Consider the following 16,938-nt stretch of genomic DNA (forward strand, 5'->3'; position numbering starts at 1 on the left):
CACTCCTTAACTGGATAGCAGCTTACTCAAGTCTTCTTTAAGGGAAGAGACTTTCTGACTTGCTTTTTCGCTTCTAGATGCCTCAGAAACCAAATATTCAATCGCATCTGAGAGCGTACAACCTAGTTCGTTTGCGCGGTTTGAAAGTTTTTCCCAAACTCGGTAATCCAGATCGATAGATTTCTTCTTAGTATGGACTTGTTCAGCATTGAAATGACGTTTCCGTTTTGCACGTATCGCTTGCTTAAGTTTATTATCAAGCTCTTCTGACATGTGGTTTTCTATCCATGCCAATACCTGTGTAGGTTCGTGCTCAAGGCGTCGTAGCTCAGATACTGCGGCATCTGCTTCACTGGAATCAATATGACGTGTTATCGCTACGCCATCCTTCCATTTTTTGATCAGATAATTCCACTTCCACCCACATTCCAAATTTTCAAGTTGCTGATATTTCATCCTTTCCGACCTATGACTTGCACCTAGTGACAGCGTAACCCAGATATCCATATTCAGCAAACAAATCTCTTAGAAGTATCGAAGCGGATCACTCATTTGTCTATCTCTTACACATTGAATCCTCACTAATTTGTGATTGTTCAAATTGGGACTAGGGAGTTATTAACCGTTTCGCTATAATGGCGCCAAGATTGAATTATGATGAATTTTGATGAACCAACTTAACTGGCAAGACGTTACGCCTTCGTTCGACCAATACGATGCATTATTGAAGTCCGCTTCGACATTACCAAAGAAAACATTTGTTGATCTACAACCTCGAATGTCAGCGACAATTACACGATTTACAAAAATTAGTGGCCTAACCCGTATCCTGCTGATTAATTGCGTAGACAATTCGATATACCGTGGTTTTATCAGTGCAGCGGTCAAACAGAGCGCTTCTGCACCAGTGATCACAACCGAATCTCTAGATGCAAAGCTTCTATTTGACCGTTATAGCATTGCAGAGAATGGTGAAATTACATTTGAAGCAGGACTCATTTCTCAAGCCAATGGTGGCTACCTGATGGTTCCCGCGAATTTAGTCTTAGCGAATCCCGGCTATTGGCCAAGTATTAAAGCTGCCGTTCAAAAGCAGCCATTTGTTGCAATGAACATGAGCCCTACTCGCATTCCTGCTTCTGCCGTTACAGCAAATACGTATGACGTTAAACTGATTGTCACTGGTGACAGAAGCCAACTCGCTGAACTTGAGTATGTCGATGAAGACTTTACGTCAGGCTTAACCATGTACACCGAGGTCGAAGAAGATATTCATCTATCGCCTGATAATTTGGCTTCATACCTAGGTTTTGTAAATTGGGTGTGCAGCGAACACAAGCTCCCAAGCTTAGACGAACAAGCATTTAAAAGGCTCATGTTAGCGGGCATGCGTCTAATGGAAGACCAACATTACCTTCCTCTGGGCGTATTATGGCACTACCAGCTCTTAGCGCTTGCAAGCCAGTACTGCGAACACGATGTCATTGACTTTAATGCGATAGATAACGCTATTGATGACAAATACTATCGAGAGTCTTACCTGCCACAACGTGCGGTGTACGACATTCTCGATGGTCAGGTAATCATTGAAACGACAGGTGAACAAGTTGGGCAAATTAATGGCTTAACGGTCATTGATATGGCTGGGCACCCTGTTTCTTACGGTGAGCCTGCACGAATTTCGTGTGTGATTCACTTTGGTGACGGTGATGTATCTGACGTTGAGCGTAAAGCTGAACTAGGCGGAAACTTGCACGCCAAAGGTATGATGATCATGCAAGCGTTTTTGAGTTCAGCACTCAATCTTGATGAACCGTTGCCCTACGCTGCGTCTATTGTGTTCGAACAGTCCTATAGTGAAGTAGATGGTGACAGTGCTTCTCTTGCCGAATTGTGTTGTTTAGTAAGTGCACTGTCTGAATGTGCTGTTAATCAGCAGATTGCCGTGACAGGTGCCGTAGACCAATTTGGTCGCGTTCAGGCCGTAGGTGGTTTGAATGAGAAAATCGAAGGCTTCTATCAGGTTTGTAAGCATCAGGGCTTTACTGGGCATCAGGGCGTGATTCTGCCTAAGTCTAACCTTAAGCATCTGGCGTTACATAAAAGCGTCATAGAAAGCATTCAAAATGGAGAGTTCCATATTTGGTCAGTATCTACAGTTGATGAAGCGATCCCTATCTTAATGGGTAAACCATTCCGGGGTGAAGACGGCAGTATTATTGGTAAAATTGCTGAACGTATTGAAAACTTTGAAAGACATGAACACGCAGAAGGAATTGTGCAGCGTATCAAAAACTGGTTTGTTTAGTACTGGTAGGAGTTGTTTAGCGTACACGTGTTCACTAACATGCACCTGTCAAAAATTGGAGTAATTGATAATGCAAAACAAACGTGATTCTTACACTCGTGAAGATCTTCTAGCTTCGAGCCAAGGTGAGCTTTTCGGCCCAGGTCGCCCACAACTGCCTGCGCCAAACATGCTTATGATGGATCGTATTACCAAAATGTCAGAAACGGAAGGTGACTTTGGTAAAGGCTTAATTCAAGCGGAATTGGATATTACTCCAGACCTTTGGTTCTTCGATTGTCACTTCCCTGGCGATCCAGTAATGCCAGGTTGTCTTGGCTTAGACGCAATGTGGCAACTTGTTGGCTTCTACCTAGGCTGGATTGGCGGTGAAGGTAAAGGCCGTGCGCTAGGTGTGGGTGAAGTGAAATTTACCGGCCAGATCCTTCCTACAGCGAAGAAAGTGACTTACGAAATTCACATGAAGCGCGTAGTAAACCGTAAGCTTGTTATGGGTCTGGCAGATGGCCGTGTATGTGTTGACGGTAAAGAGATCTACGTAGCGAAAGATCTTAAAGTTGGTTTGTTCCAAGATACCTCAAGCTTCTAAGTATCAATAAGATTCCAAGCATCAACGCTTTAAAATTTCTTGAAGGCTCCTGTGGGAGCCTTTTTCTTTTCCTATAAATGCAGAAAAGGCTCAGAAGAGCCCTTTCAAATCCTTATAGTTGTATGTGGGAGTTATTTATAGAGACCAGATTGTTTTTCATCTCTGGCATCACGCCAACCACCTAACCAATACGACCGAGCATCAATTTGTTGATATGGGCAAGCCTCTTGGGACCTTCCATTCAACCCAGCTTTATAGCCTTGAGATTGAGCTCGTTCTAGGCGATCACGCTTTTGTCTCTTCATAGTTAATTCCTCATACAGATCCATTTATAAATTTGCTTCTGTTTTTGTGAAACTTTGATGGAGTTTTTATGACTCCATCTACAAGAATCGATCAACTTTGAAATTTTCTCAAGACATAAAAAAAGCACAGACTCATTTCTGTGAGTCTGTGCTTGTATTAAAATTTTTAACTATTTTCTACGGAACCCAAACAAGCCAAGCATGGTCAAAGCTAACCAACCAAGACCAGCACCTTCACGTGAGGAATTCTCTTCATCCAAGCTGCGCGTCACAATGTCGTCTTGCGTTTGATTAGGGATCGGCAATAGCTTAACGGCGACAACCTCTTCGGTACCATCACAAGACGCGTTGTGAGCTGTCGAGCTGTATCCACCAGCACACTTCAGTGCAGTGCCAGAAATAACACCAGCATCGTTGATATCTGTTGCATCAATAATACGGAATTCGTTGTTCGCGTCAGAGTAATCACCGCCGTTCGTCAACGTGTCCAACAACCATGCCTGGCCACCGAACAATGACTCCGCACGATCACTTGTAGAACCGTCTGCACTGTATGGGTAAATAAATCCGCGTTTACGGCGTGGCTTACCATCGTCTTCACGCGTTGAATCTGCATCTAACTGACCTACAATCTCGTTGTAAGCGTTGATGCCACCCATCTTACCACCAGCGCCAGAGAAGAAGATGCCAGAGTTTAGATAAACAGCGCTCAGAGAGTCAGCTCGCACGTCGTTTACTATAAACAGACGATTAGGATAGGCGCCTGACGTCGGTATGCTGCGTTTCGCCTCTCCGATACCAACAAAGTTTGAGTTAACGGCTGTCAGACGTGAGTTTGAGTGAATGGTGTCACCATCTTCTCGCTGACGTGCACCCGTCACCACTTTGTTTGCCCATGTCACGTTCTCAGCCGACGTTGCAGATTCTAAAGTACCTACAAACACCGTCGCATTCATGTAGTTGTTATCTGAATACGTATTGTAACCAACACCGTATACTGTCGTACCATCAACGATGAAATCACGCATACTACCTTGCGCTAGTCTGTTATTATCACTTGCAGTATTACTTGGCCAAGCTAGCTCTGAAACATTACCTGCCTGATCCCAGATAGCTGCTTTAGACGTATGGTGCGTACCATTATTATTGCCAGCCGTCCGCGACACACTACCCGATGTGAAAGTACCATCTGTTTTCCAAGCGTGGCTTTCCACCACCGCAGCCTCGTCATCCCCCGTAACAATATTTGGAGTGTAAGGTGCAACGACGGTATTGCGGCTTTCTAGAGTAGATGAGTCCTCTGCACTGACCACACTTTGGTTACCAACCGCTTCACCGCCAGACGTTAAGCTATTGATAACATTGTTGTACTCATTTTCATAAGCTGCGCTATCACCTTCCACAAACGCCAATGCATTGGAGGTAAAATCACTATAGCGCTCGTTATCCCAAGGAACGATATTTACTGCAGACCATGTCTCACAAGTATTGTAACCAAGGTTGTAATAACAGTAACTTTCGAAGTCATCACGATCGTCTACATAAGCGAATCGAGAATCCATAGCGAATGGCACTTCTTCACGATAGCTAATACCGTCGACAGCCTGACCTGCAGATAAAGGCGTGGTACGCGATTCTACGGCTAACTTAAATGTGTCTTCTGTACAGTTTGCTGTTGCATCAAAACAACCAAGAGTGAATGGATAGCCTGTAGAGGCGTCTTCTACATCACCTTGTTGGATCGCAACGCCGTAAGCAGTTTGATAATCAACAACGTCACCATTCACTTCAGGTGAAACTTCGATAACTTGATACAATGCAGCATTTGCACTCATCGATGAACCTACCATCATCGCGATGGCAGTCAGTTTGAATTTGTTACTACAATTCATTGAATTCTTAACTATCCTGTTGCATTGCTTCGAGTTCTTCCCATCTCTCGAACGCGATTTCCAACTCCTGCTCACGAGCAGCAAGCTGTTCCAATATCGGCTGAGTTTGCTCTACAGATTTAGTGAAGAACTCTGGGTCATTCACTTGTTCTTGCAACGTCTCAATATCCGACTCTAATTTTTCTAGTGTAGCTGGAAGAGCTTCTAGTTCTCTTTGCAGCTTATATGATAATTTCTTTGCATTGTTCTTAGGTTGAGGGGTTTTGGGAGTTTCCTCAACCACTTTTTCTTTACTCGCTGCTTTTTCAACCGACTGACGAGCGACAAGCACCTGCTCACGTTGCTGTCTTGCATCGTGATAACCACCAACAAACTCTTCAATGATTCCATTACCTTCGAAGATCCAACTTGTGGTTACTGTATTATCTACGAACTCACGATCGTGGCTTACTAATAGTAGCGTACCCTGATAGTTGGCAAGCATTTCTTCTAAAAGTTCCAACGTTTCGATATCCAAATCGTTAGTTGGTTCGTCAAGAATAAGTAAGTTGTTTGGTTTCAGCAAGATACGAGCTAACAATAGTCGGTTTTTTTCACCGCCAGATAACGCTTTTACTGGTGTTCTTGCACGTTTTGGCGCGAACAAGAAATCTTGCAGGTAACTCAGAGCATGACGCGGACGACCGCCAACCATCACTTCCTGCTTTCCATCCGCTAAATTATCAATAACCGTTTTTTCCGGGTCTAATAGCTCACGATATTGGTCGAAGTACGCCACTTCCAGTTTAGTACCGCAATGTAAACGGCCAGATTGCGCTTCTAGTTGGCCGAGAAGTAACTTCAGTACCGTACTCTTACCGCAACCGTTCGGTCCGATTAAAGCGATTCTGTCACCACGCATAATATTGAAGCTGAAGTTATCAACGATCTTCTTGCCTTCATAAGCAAAGGAAACATTTTCTGCTTCAAATACAATTTTGCCTGAGCGAGAAGCATCATCGATGTTCAGGTTAACTTTACCTTGTACATCTCGACGATTACTACGCTCTTCGCGAAGTTTCTTCAACGCACGGACACGTCCTTCGTTACGAGTACGACGCGCTTTAATACCTTGTCGAATCCAAACCTCTTCTTGAGCAAGTTTCTTATCGAATTCTGCATTTTGCATCTCTTCGACGCGAAGCATCTCTTCTTTTTCCGTTAAATAGTTATCGTAATCGCCCGGGAAAGAAGCAAGCTGGCCACGATCCAGATCCACAATGCGAGTTGCCATGGATTTAATGAAAGCGCGGTCGTGTGAAATAAAGATGATCGAACCTTTAAAATCTTTAAGGAAGTTCTCCAGCCACTCGATTGTCGTTACATCAAGGTGGTTGGTAGGTTCGTCAAGTAGTAACACATCTGGATCACAGACAAGCGCACGTGCTAATGCGGCTTTACGCTGCCAACCACCAGACAAATCACTCAGTTTGGTTTCAGGGTTAAGTTTCAAAGCACTAAGAACATTGTTAACACGATCATCAAAACGCCATGCATTTGAGTGATCAAGTTGCTCTTGGATCTTCGACAAGCGATTAATGTTCTTTTCACTTGGGTCATTCGCTACAAGATCGAGAAGATCATGGTAGATCTTTAGTTGCTCACCGACTTCCGCTAAACCACCCGAAACGTATTCGTATACGCTACCTTCCTGATTACGCGGTGGATCCTGTTCTAAACGAGAAACCACCACATCTTGCGTAACCTGAATTTTTCCGTCGTCCAGCAGGATGTCACCAGCAAGCACTTTCATTAACGTGGACTTACCAGCACCATTACGCCCTACTAAACAAACACGTTCGTTTTCTTGCAAGGCAAATTCAGCGTGGTCGAGTAACGGATGATCTCCGAATGCTAGCTGTGCATTATGAATGGTAAGTAATGCCATTATTTTCCAACCAATTTGTAAGTTGCTCTAAGTCAAACGGCCAGTTCAACTCAGAATCTTGATATTTTAATACGGGTATTGTGACGCCGTAACGAGAAAATAGTTCATCGTCGAATGCAATATCGACGATATCTGTCTGTTCGGTCAAGCCAACCTGACCTACGAGAGAAAATGCCATCTCGCAAAGATGACATCCCTCTGTGCTATACAATGTCAGCACGTCCGAAATCCTTCTGTTTAGTCTGCGTGAGTGACTAACCAACAGTTATGAATCTGTTTATTGCGCTCAAAGTCCAACGGAAGAGTCTGAGAAGAAATGTTTTGCGCTTTCAGACCCAGCTCCGCCAATGCTTCTTCATCCATCTTAAAGTGACGCTTATTGTTCGAGAATACGATAGTGCCTTCATCTCTCAGCATACGCTTAAGATTCTTCATCAATTTAATGTGATCGCGCTGAACGTCAAATGAGGTGTCCATGCGCTTTGAGTTTGAAAATGTCGGCGGATCAATAAAGATAAGGTCGTATTGACCTTTTGCGTTTTCTAACCACTGCAGACAGTCTGCTTGCTCATAGCGATGTTGACGCCCTACACAACCGTTAAGCTGCATGTTGTCTTTCGCCCAGTTTAAGTAGGTATTAGACATATCAACGGTTGTTGTAGAGCGAGCACCACCAACGGCAGCGTGAACGGTAGCACTACCTGTGTATGCAAACAGGTTTAGGAAATCTTTCCCTTTTGCCATTTCACCAAGACGACGTCGCGTGATTTTATGATCCAGGAAAAGACCAGTATCAAGGTAGTCGTGCAGGTTTACGATCAGCTTCACACCGTATTCATGAACTTCGAGTGTTTCTGAAACCTGACCGAGTTTTTGGTACTGATTGCGCCCTTTTTGTTTTTCACGAACTTTCAGTACAACTTTATTGGCTTCAACACCAGTAACCTGAATGGTCGCGCGAATGATATCCGTCAGACGACGTTTTGCTTTTTCTTCAGGAATATTCTTTGGTGCGGCATATTCTTGAATAACGATCTGGTCACCGTATACATCAATTGCCACGTTGTATTCAGGAAGATCGGCATCATAGATACGATAGCATTCTAGTTCTTCTTTACGAGCCCATTTACCGATTTTACCGATATTCTTTTTCAGGCGATTAGAGAAGTCTGGCGCGATTTGAACATTTGAGTCCGCACCTTTTACTTCATCAGCGCTACGTTCAGCGATAGTGTAGTTTTTTTGGTGACACTGTAATGCACCATTATTCAATTTGAATTGTCTATCTGCACGCATGCGCAAACAGCTAAGTAGTTCATCAGAGCTAGAGAAAATAGATGCTTTGCAACCACCAAACTCAGACTTAAGTTGACCACCAAACGCTGTGTACAGCGCAATCAGACCAGGTTCAGTACCGAGACGCTCACCGTATGGCGGGTTAGAAACGATCACACCATTTTCGAATCCAGCAGGACGAGTAAGCGTTGCAGCATCACCTTGGGCGAATTCAATCAGATCTTCAACACCTGCTCTGCGCGCGTTATCTTGTGCGACTTTCAATACTTTAGGGTCGTTATCGAAGCCAAAAAACTTCGCGTCAACTTTTTTGACACCACGACGCGCCTGTACATTGGCCTCTGATTTAATCTCGGACCACAGCTCAGGTTCGAAGTCTTCCAGAGACTCAAAACCCCACTGCTTGCGCTTAACACCCGGTGCCATATTAGCGGCCATCATCGCCGCCTCGATAAGTAACGTACCCGAACCGCACATAGGGTCCAGCAGTGGCTGGTGGCCATCCCACCCACAACGCATGATAATAGCAGCGGCTAATGTTTCACGAAGCGGTGCACGACCAGATTCTGGACGGTAACCACGTTGATGAAGACCACTACCCACCATATCAACACCAAGCAACGCTTTATCTTTGTGCAGACGAACATGAACGCGAATATCCGGACTTTCTTTGCTGATGTTCGGACGTGGTAACCCTTTCTTTTCAAAGCAATCTACGATGCCGTCTTTAACTTTCATCGCACCGTATTGGCTATTACGTATTTCTCGGTTTGTACCGTTAAAGTCGACGACAAAACGCTTTGAACTGTGGAATTGGTTTACCCAGTTAATCGACAAGGTAGAAAGGTAAAGGTCCATATCGTCGTTACAGGTAAATTCAGATAAAACACGTACAAATCGAGACGCTAAGCGGCTCCACAAACAACAGCGATAAATTTGTTCCTTTGTCGCTTTAAATTTTACGCCTGCCTGTACTGGTTTCGCATCTTCGATGTCTAGTTTAGTCAGTTCTTCAACAAGCAAATTTTCCATGCCATTTGAAGTTACCGCGAGATATTGATTCATAGTGTTCTTTCGCTGATAAAAAATGGTTTCAATTATACCTGACTTTACGATCAATGCCTCGTTTTTAAAGGTATTTTCCGATTCGTTAGCACAAACACTCACCACTCAAGTGATCTGAAAGTTCCTACATTTCAAATTCGCTTTGCCAATCGCCTTTTCTTCTCCCGGCAATTAATTGGCCACTCTAGCGATAGTGAATGCTTATTCACGTAAATTTTGGTATATACCAGAGCGATTTTATCGTTGTTATTTAATTACATTTGAGGCGTATAGGGGAATAAAAAGGCAAATGTTAAGCTCCAAGTTGCCTAACATTAGAGAAAACTAAGGTAAAAAAAGTGGAATAAAAGTGACCTACTTCATGGTTGTATGTATGTGAAACGTACAATTACAGAAGGTATTTACGCAGAGTGGCGAAGAAAATGGACAAAAAAAATCGACCTGCAGCGGTCGATTAAGGCAAACAAAGGAACGAAATAAAGAAAATAAACCGGTTTATCCGACCATGGCCATAGGAGCCATCACAAAAAGGTGGCTCGCACAAGCCATACGGTCGTGCATGACTTTAATTGGCTCTCCGAATGGAAGGGATTTAGACCCATCAAGAATGAACTCTTCCTGCCCGACATAGGCGCACAGGCTCGACGTTTCACCAGGCTCTAGGACGATGAATACGCCTTCAGAATATTGATTGGTTAAGAAGACCATGTCCCCTTCTTCCGGCTCATATCCAGCAGACTGAGCATCGAAAAACCAACTTTTAGGTTGTACTGGCTTATGGAAGCGTTTTGCAGCTACGCAGTACAACGTTAGTTCTGCCTGGCGGTATTCACCGATGTCGAGACACCGAATGCGTTCATTGAAAGTCTGAAACGCGCTGGCATCATCGACCGTAAATTCATTGTTTGAGAAGGCGCAGTTGACTAACAGCTTTCGGGATAGATTGGTTTGGAAAATCATTTCCTCCCCTAAATCCAGCATTAAGCAAGCTTTGTGCTCGTCAAAATACCAACTCCATTTGTCGCTGGGTTTAAGCATTGTTCCGTTCTCTCTTGACTAGTTAAATCAGTGATAAAGAGGTAAGACGCTTAATTACCTACTCATGATTTTCTAAATTCTACAAATGAACGGATAAAAAAAAAGAGGAAACAAGATCCTCTTTTTATGTAACATGCACTGAAAACTCAGTTGTTTGTTAAGATAATTTACAGATTTTTAACAATATCACGTACCAAACCAGGTCCGTGGTAAATGAAGCCAGTATAAACTTGAACCAGTTTCGCTCCTGCCATCATCTTCTCTTTTGCCGCGACATAAGAGTCAATACCACCAACACCAATAATCGGAAGTTTGTCTCCAAGCGTTTCGTGAAGTTTACGAACCACTTCTGTAGAACGAGATTGTACCGGACGGCCACTTAAGCCACCCGCCTCGTTTGCGTGTTTCATTCCTTCAACAACTGTTCGATCCAACGTCGTGTTCGTTGCGATCACACCATCAATGTTGTTCTTAATCAAAGACTCACAAATCTGAACGATCTCATCGTCGCTTAAGTCTGGCGCGATCTTAAGAGCTAACGGTACATACTTGCCGTGTTTCTTTTCCAACTCAGCCTGTTTCACTTTTAGTTCAGAAAGCAGCTCATCAAGTGCCTCACCGTACTGAAGAGAACGTAATCCTGGAGTGTTTGGAGAAGAGATATTTACCGCGATATAACCAGCGTATTCGTATACTTTTTCCATACAAATCAGATAGTCTTCTGCCCCTTTCTCTATCGGAGTGTCTTTGTTCTTACCGATATTGATGCCTAGGACGCAATCGAATTTCGCTTTTTTAACATTTTCAACCAGGTTATCAACGCCTAAGTTGTTAAAGCCCATGCGATTAATGATGCCCTCGGCTTCCACCAAACGGAATAAACGTGGCTTATCATTGCCAGGTTGAGGACGTGGAGTCACAGTACCTACTTCTACAAAACCAAAACCCATGGCGTCAAACGCTTCGATACATTCGCCGTTTTTGTCTAAACCAGCAGCGAGACCGACAGGGTTACGGAATGTTAGTCCCATGCACTCTACTGGACGATGTGGTAATTGTTGACGATAGAAAAGATCGAAAGGTGTGCCGTTAAAGCGTTGGAAGTTCTTGATTGCTAGATCATGTGCCTTTTCGGCATCAAGTTGGAAAAAGCCAGTTCTGGCTAAACGGTAAAGCATTGTGCCTCCGAAAGAAAAAAGCCCCGTGTAAACGGGACAATATTATTTACTGTTTTTAATCGTAATTCAATGAAAATGAATGGATTAAGTAAAATCATATTTTTCAAAATTAAATCCACATTAAAAACAAAGGGTTAAACATATATTTTGAATGCAAAATTCATAATTAATTTTGAAAAAGCAATCGATTTCAATAGATTTAAAGTTAAAAACAAAGTTACATTGTCACCTACAGCAGAACAAATCCGGCCAAATAAAAAAGCCCCATATTTCTACGGGGCCTGATTTAACTTTTTCTCTTCTAGTCGCTAGATGAACAGTTCAAGTTCAGAAGTACCAGTTCGCGAAGAGCAACTGAGAATTTTGCAAACTCATGGACCGTGCCCACCTTAAATTCGTTGAGAATACTTTCCCAACGTTGCAATGAAGGTTCATTGGTCTCTAACCAATTATCGAGCGCTGCCATGACATCGAACTCTTCTGCAGCACATGCACAGCTTAACACCTGAGCGGTTAACTGACGTTGTTGCCAATCCAAGTCTTCACGGAATGCCGCTCTTGCCAGCGCTTGCCAGTTGTTGTCGACCGCCTGGTTATTGATTTGCTTCAAGAACCAATGCAGAGATAGACGATCACCTAAGTTGAAGTACAACTTAGACGCTTGCTCAACTGTTTTGCCTGTTTCACTCGCTACTGCACAGATATCCAAAGCAGACTGAAGGCTGGATAGACGCGCAACTTTATTAGCAAGTGACACTTCAACTCCGTTTTCAATCCACGCCAATGCGACTTCGTTGTGCTCTTCAACTTCTGACTCAACAAGCATGCTATCCAGTGTTTCACTGATAACATTCACATCTTGTTTGTAAAGGTTGATCAACTCACCTACCGTATACTTACCACTGCGATTACGTAGTAGCCAACGTGCGATACGTCGTAGTGCACGACGAACATAGAACATGATTTCGTATTGCGCTTGTGCTGTCGCGATGTTGTCCAGTTCACGAGTCTGACTAAGGATCGATTCTAGTTCGAAAATTTCACGTGCTGCACTGTATGCATTCGCAATATCAACAACACTTGCACCTGTTTCTTCTTGTAGACGAGTGACAAAGTTGCAGCCCATCTCGTTAACCATCTGGTTTGCCAACGCTGTTGCGATAATTTCCACACGTAGCGGATGATTGACCATTTGTTGTTTATAGTTACGGCGTAACTCACTAGGGAAGTACGCAACTAGCTGTTTAGCGTGGAACTCATCATTCGCAATTTCGTCTGTTGCAAGCAGTTGTTTCAGAACCATTTTGCCGTAAGCAACCAATACCGATAGCTCTGGACGAGTTAAGCCCTGGCCTTGTTTTTCACGTTCAAGAAGCGTCTCATCATCTGGAATGTATTCCAGCGCACGATCTAAGTACCCTGCTTTTTCCATGGTATGGATGAATCGAATCTGCTCTTTAACGACGCTAACTCCTTGCTGCTCAGTTACAGAGATCGACTCTGATTGGCAGTACGCGTCATCCAGAACGATTTCGCCAACTTCATCTTCCATAGACTCTAAGATCTGGTTACGTTGCTTAACAGTGAGATCACCATTAGACACCAGACCATTCAGGAAGATCTTGATGTTTACTTCGTTATCCGAACAGTCCACACCACCTACGTTATCAACGAAGTCGGTGTTCACACGGCCACCGCTGAGTGCGTATTCGATACGACCCTGCTGAGTCATACCTAAGTTACCGCCTTCACCAACTACTTTAGCTCTTAAATCACGACCATCGATTCGTAGCATGTCGTTTGCACGGTCACCTACATCGGTGTGCGTCTCATGAGAAGCTTTAACGTAAGTACCGATCCCACCATTCCAAAGAAGATCCACTTTCATTTTCAGGATCATCTTAATCAGATCGTTTGGCGCCAGAGATGCTTTCTTCGTACCCAACATTTTCTGAATTTCTGGCGTCAGTTGGATCGATTTCGCACGACGTGAGAAAATACCACCACCTTGAGAGATCAAATCTTTGTTGTAATCTTCCCAGCTTGATCTTGGCAAATTAAACAAGCGGTTACGCTCTTCCCAGCTAGAAGCTGAATCAGGGTTTGGATCAATAAAGATGTTCATGTGGTTGAATGCAGCTTGCAGACGAATATGGTTCGAAAGCAGCATACCGTTACCAAATACATCCCCCGCCATGTCACCCACACCAATCGCAGTAAAGTCTGTTGTTTGGCAGTCGATTCCCATTTCACGGAAATGACGCTTCACTGACTCCCATCCACCTTTAGCTGTAATACCCATTGCTTTGTGGTCGTAACCGTTAGAGCCACCAGAAGCAAATGCATCACCCAACCAGAAGTTGTATTCGTCAGAGACTGAGTTCGCGAGATCAGAGAACGTTGCCGTACCTTTATCTGCAGCAACAACCAAATATGGGTCATCTTCATCATGACGGACCACACTTTGCGGAGGGACGACTTCGCCTTCGATGATGTTGTCTGATACATCAAGCAACGCACGGATGAAACGCTTGTAACAGCGTTGACCTTCAGCAAAAATTTCGTCACGGTTTGTTAATGATGGTTGGCGTTTACATACGAAACCACCTTTAGCACCGACAGGAACAATAACGGTGTTCTTAACTTGCTGTGCTTTAACCAGACCAAGTACCTCGGTACGAAAATCTTCCTGACGATCAGACCAACGCAGTCCTCCACGAGCAACTTTACCACCGCGGAGGTGAACACCTTCGATATCCGGTGCGTAAACGAAAATTTCGAATGCTGGTACAGGTTGCGGAATCTCTGGGATTTCACTTGGCTTCATCTTCAACGACAACCAAGGCTTAGGCTGCTTGTTTTCGTCTGTTTGGTAGTAGTTGGTACGCAGAGTCGCCATGATCATTTCCATGTAACGACGAATTATACGATCATCATCCAAGCTTTCTACACGATCTAATTGCTCAGTTAACTTCTTGATAAGATCGTTCTGACCTTTTTCACTGCCTTTGAACTTAGGATCGAATCGCTTCGCAAACAGAGTCACTAGGCCCGTTGCTAAATCTGGGTAGTGGCTTAGCGTATCTTCGATGTACTGTTGGCTAAATGGAAAGCCAACTTGACGCATGTAACGTGCGTAAGCACGAAGAATTGAAATTTCACGTCCTGTTAGAGATGCACCCAGAACAAGTCGGTTAAAGCCATCACTTTCTAGATTACCTGACCAAATTGCAGCAAACGCTTGCTGGAAACGATCTCTCGCTTCACGAAGATCAACCGTCTTTTCACTCTTATGCAACATTGAGAAATCCAGGATCCAGAATGTCTGGCCATTCGTCTTCTCAATTTCATATGGTGACTCACCGATCACGCGCAGACCTAAGTTTTCCAACATTGGCATCACGTCAGAAAGGTGGATCGGTTCGTCGCGATGGTAAAGTTTCAAACGAACTGCTTTTGAGTCAGTTGCCACTTCCTGAGCGCGGTAGAATAACATGCCCAGTTTGTTGTCATCACTCAGTGCTTCAAGACGTTCAATGTCCGCTACTGCAGAACCCGGCATCATGTCTTCTTTGTACGAACGTGGGAACGCACTCATATATTCTTTTGAAAGTGGGAGACCTTTACTTTCACCGAAGTTTGCAATGATAGACTCTTTCAGTCTGTCGTCCCAAGTAGTAGAAACTTCCATTAGATTTTGCTCGATCTTTTTCACGTCTACGTCAATGTTATTATTGTCAACACGAACAATGTAATGTGTTCTTGCTAAAGGACTTTCTGAGAAGTAAGTCGTGAATTCAACTTCTTGTTCAGAGCCGAAGTACTGTTTAAAAATACGTTGAGTCTGGCGACGAAGCTCTGTGTTGTAGCGTTCTTTTGTTACGTAGACCATGCAACTAAAGAAGCGGCCGAACGGGTCTTTGCGAACAAATACGCGTATCAAGTCACGATCTTGCATTTGTACCACGCCCATACCCACTTCAAGCAATTCTTCTTCATTCGCTTGAAGCAGTTCATCACGCGGATAGTTTTCTAAGATATTGTGCAGTGCTTTGTAAGAGTATGAACCATGACGGTAGCCACTTGCCACAAGGATACGATTCACTTTTTCACGGATAAGAGGAATACTTTGTACTGCCTGGTTGTAGACAGCCGACGTATAAAGACCAGTGAAGCGATGTTCACCGATCACTTTGCCATGTTCATCAAATTTTTTAATACCGATATAGTCGGTATAAGCCGGACGGTGAATACGACATGGTCGATTACCTTTTGTCATGATCAACGCGTATGGTTTCTTTGCTTCTAGTCGTGCTGAATCTGACAACTCCGCTAATTTAACGCTACGAATACGTTTGTCATCAGAAAACAGACCCAATCCCTTCTCTTTGACAGGTTTTAGTTCTGTATCACCGTTGTTCTCAACAAGATCATATTCTTTGTAACCCATAAAGGTAAAGTTGTGCTCACCTAACCAACGTAGAAAAGCAATGGTTTCATCCATACGATCTTTTTGGATCGAAACTCGATCTTTATTCTGTTCTAGTTGATCAGTAACAACTTTTAACTTTTCAACCATCAGCTTCCAGTCACTAACGACGAGGCGAGTATCAGAAAAAATATCCATCAGTTCAGATTTAAGCGCTTGCATCTGTTCTTTGCTGGTGAGGCGATCGACTTCAATATGGAAGAGAGACTGAAGAACACCCCCCTCACCATTCACGTCGATCACGTGACCGCTTTCATCTCGTTGCAGTTGAGTGGGATTATTTAACATTAGATGAGAAACCAAGTCTAAGCGTGCTAACGCCATCTTGATTGAATCCACTAAAAATGGACTATCTGGAACAACTACTTCTACGATAGTGTGAGTTGATTGCCAGCCGTGACGGCTAACAGTCGGGTTGAAGACTTGTACCGAAATCTCTTCTGGATTCTTTTCATTAATATGATGCCATAGGCTGATAACAGCACCATAGAGATCAGATTCGTTTCTCTGAATCAGGTCATCATTAGAAATGTTACTAAATAAGTGCTTAGCAAGTTTTGTTACAAGCGTCTGGTGAGAAAGCTCGAGTTTGTCTTGAATCAGTTGATAAACTTTTTCAAGCAGAACCGGCACTACATTTTCACGCGCGGTCATATTCACACTCCACAGAATAATTGTTGTTTTGTAGGGGGACTCAGCAACAGGTGGGATTTCCTGAAAACTAAGCATTGGTAATGCATACAGACTATTGTAAAAGGATAATTACAAATGTTTAACAACTATTCGTGGTGGTATGAGGTGAAATGTCTGATTCTGTGACTAAGATTCCTATTTAAACATCTAAAAATACC

At 43.6% G+C, this 16,938-nt stretch carries 11 protein-coding genes; 2 read left to right on the forward strand and 9 right to left on the reverse strand.

Going from position 1 to position 16,938, the window contains the following annotated elements:
* Window positions 1-6: 6 nt before the first annotated feature.
* The gene (gene matP / locus ACWYU8_RS13380) at window positions 7-456 is read right to left on the reverse strand and encodes a macrodomain Ter protein MatP (protein ID WP_457520148.1); all 450 of its coding nucleotides are present in this window, start codon (window positions 454-456) and stop codon (window positions 7-9) included.
* 211 nt (window positions 457-667) lie between these two features.
* Here matP and ACWYU8_RS13385 point away from each other — a divergent pair, with 211 nt between their 5' ends.
* A complete protein-coding gene (locus ACWYU8_RS13385; protein ID WP_457520149.1) occupies window positions 668-2,308 on the forward strand; it encodes an AAA family ATPase in 1,641 nt (546 codons plus the stop codon).
* Window positions 2,309-2,378: 70 nt separating this feature from the next.
* Window positions 2,379-2,897: a bifunctional 3-hydroxydecanoyl-ACP dehydratase/trans-2-decenoyl-ACP isomerase gene (fabA, locus tag ACWYU8_RS13390; protein WP_457520150.1), complete on the forward strand. Its 519-nt coding sequence runs from the start codon at window positions 2,379-2,381 to the stop codon at window positions 2,895-2,897.
* Between the two features lie 131 nt (window positions 2,898-3,028).
* Here fabA and rmf read toward each other — a convergent pair whose 3' ends face one another.
* From rmf to ACWYU8_RS13430, 8 genes are all read right to left on the reverse strand, one after another.
* Window positions 3,029-3,202, reverse strand: coding sequence for a ribosome modulation factor (rmf, locus tag ACWYU8_RS13395; RefSeq protein ID WP_005532367.1), 174 nt, complete (start codon window positions 3,200-3,202; stop codon window positions 3,029-3,031).
* 170 nt (window positions 3,203-3,372) lie between these two features.
* Window positions 3,373-5,094 (reverse strand): DUF3466 family protein, encoded by a 1,722-nt coding sequence (locus tag ACWYU8_RS13400; RefSeq protein ID WP_457520151.1) that lies wholly within the window; start codon window positions 5,092-5,094, stop codon window positions 3,373-3,375.
* Between the two features lie 7 nt (window positions 5,095-5,101).
* The gene (locus ACWYU8_RS13405) at window positions 5,102-7,021 is read right to left on the reverse strand and encodes an ABC transporter ATP-binding protein (protein WP_457520152.1); all 1,920 of its coding nucleotides are present in this window, start codon (window positions 7,019-7,021) and stop codon (window positions 5,102-5,104) included.
* Window positions 6,999-7,241, reverse strand: coding sequence for a glutaredoxin family protein (locus tag ACWYU8_RS13410; protein WP_457520153.1), 243 nt, complete (start codon window positions 7,239-7,241; stop codon window positions 6,999-7,001). The genes ACWYU8_RS13405 and ACWYU8_RS13410 overlap by 23 nt, the downstream gene beginning before the upstream one ends.
* Window positions 7,242-7,258: 17 nt before the next feature.
* Window positions 7,259-9,382: a bifunctional 23S rRNA (guanine(2069)-N(7))-methyltransferase RlmK/23S rRNA (guanine(2445)-N(2))-methyltransferase RlmL gene (gene rlmKL / locus ACWYU8_RS13415; RefSeq protein WP_457520154.1), complete on the reverse strand. Its 2,124-nt coding sequence runs from the start codon at window positions 9,380-9,382 to the stop codon at window positions 7,259-7,261.
* Window positions 9,383-9,877: 495 nt separating this feature from the next.
* Window positions 9,878-10,420 (reverse strand): cell division protein ZapC, encoded by a 543-nt coding sequence (locus ACWYU8_RS13420; protein ID WP_457520155.1) that lies wholly within the window; start codon window positions 10,418-10,420, stop codon window positions 9,878-9,880.
* A 167-nt stretch (window positions 10,421-10,587) separates the two neighbouring features.
* Window positions 10,588-11,598 carry a quinone-dependent dihydroorotate dehydrogenase gene (gene pyrD / locus ACWYU8_RS13425; RefSeq protein ID WP_457520156.1) on the reverse strand — a complete coding sequence of 337 codons (1,011 nt, stop codon included), beginning with the start codon at window positions 11,596-11,598 and terminating at the stop codon, window positions 10,588-10,590.
* A gap of 301 nt (window positions 11,599-11,899) precedes the next feature.
* Window positions 11,900-16,741 carry an NAD-glutamate dehydrogenase gene (locus tag ACWYU8_RS13430; RefSeq protein WP_457520157.1) on the reverse strand — a complete coding sequence of 1,614 codons (4,842 nt, stop codon included), beginning with the start codon at window positions 16,739-16,741 and terminating at the stop codon, window positions 11,900-11,902.
* Between the last annotated feature and the right edge of the window lie 197 nt (window positions 16,742-16,938).

This window comes from Vibrio limimangrovi (assembly GCF_054064025.1).

Coding starts and splice junctions, on each gene's coding strand:
- matP (WP_457520148.1), bottom strand. CDS start 456: ATGAAATATCAGCAACTTGAAAATTTGGAATGTGGGTGGAAGTGGAAT.
- ACWYU8_RS13385 (WP_457520149.1), top strand. CDS start 668: ATGAACCAACTTAACTGGCAAGACGTTACGCCTTCGTTCGACCAATAC.
- fabA (WP_457520150.1), top strand. CDS start 2,379: ATGCAAAACAAACGTGATTCTTACACTCGTGAAGATCTTCTAGCTTCG.
- rmf (WP_005532367.1), bottom strand. CDS start 3,202: ATGAAGAGACAAAAGCGTGATCGCCTAGAACGAGCTCAATCTCAAGGC.
- ACWYU8_RS13400 (WP_457520151.1), bottom strand. CDS start 5,094: ATGAATTGTAGTAACAAATTCAAACTGACTGCCATCGCGATGATGGTA.
- ACWYU8_RS13405 (WP_457520152.1), bottom strand. CDS start 7,021: ATGGCATTACTTACCATTCATAATGCACAGCTAGCATTCGGAGATCAT.
- rlmKL (WP_457520154.1), bottom strand. CDS start 9,382: ATGAATCAATATCTCGCGGTAACTTCAAATGGCATGGAAAATTTGCTT.
- ACWYU8_RS13420 (WP_457520155.1), bottom strand. CDS start 10,420: ATGCTTAAACCCAGCGACAAATGGAGTTGGTATTTTGACGAGCACAAA.
- pyrD (WP_457520156.1), bottom strand. CDS start 11,598: ATGCTTTACCGTTTAGCCAGAACTGGCTTTTTCCAACTTGATGCCGAA.
- ACWYU8_RS13430 (WP_457520157.1), bottom strand. CDS start 16,741: ATGACCGCGCGTGAAAATGTAGTGCCGGTTCTGCTTGAAAAAGTTTAT.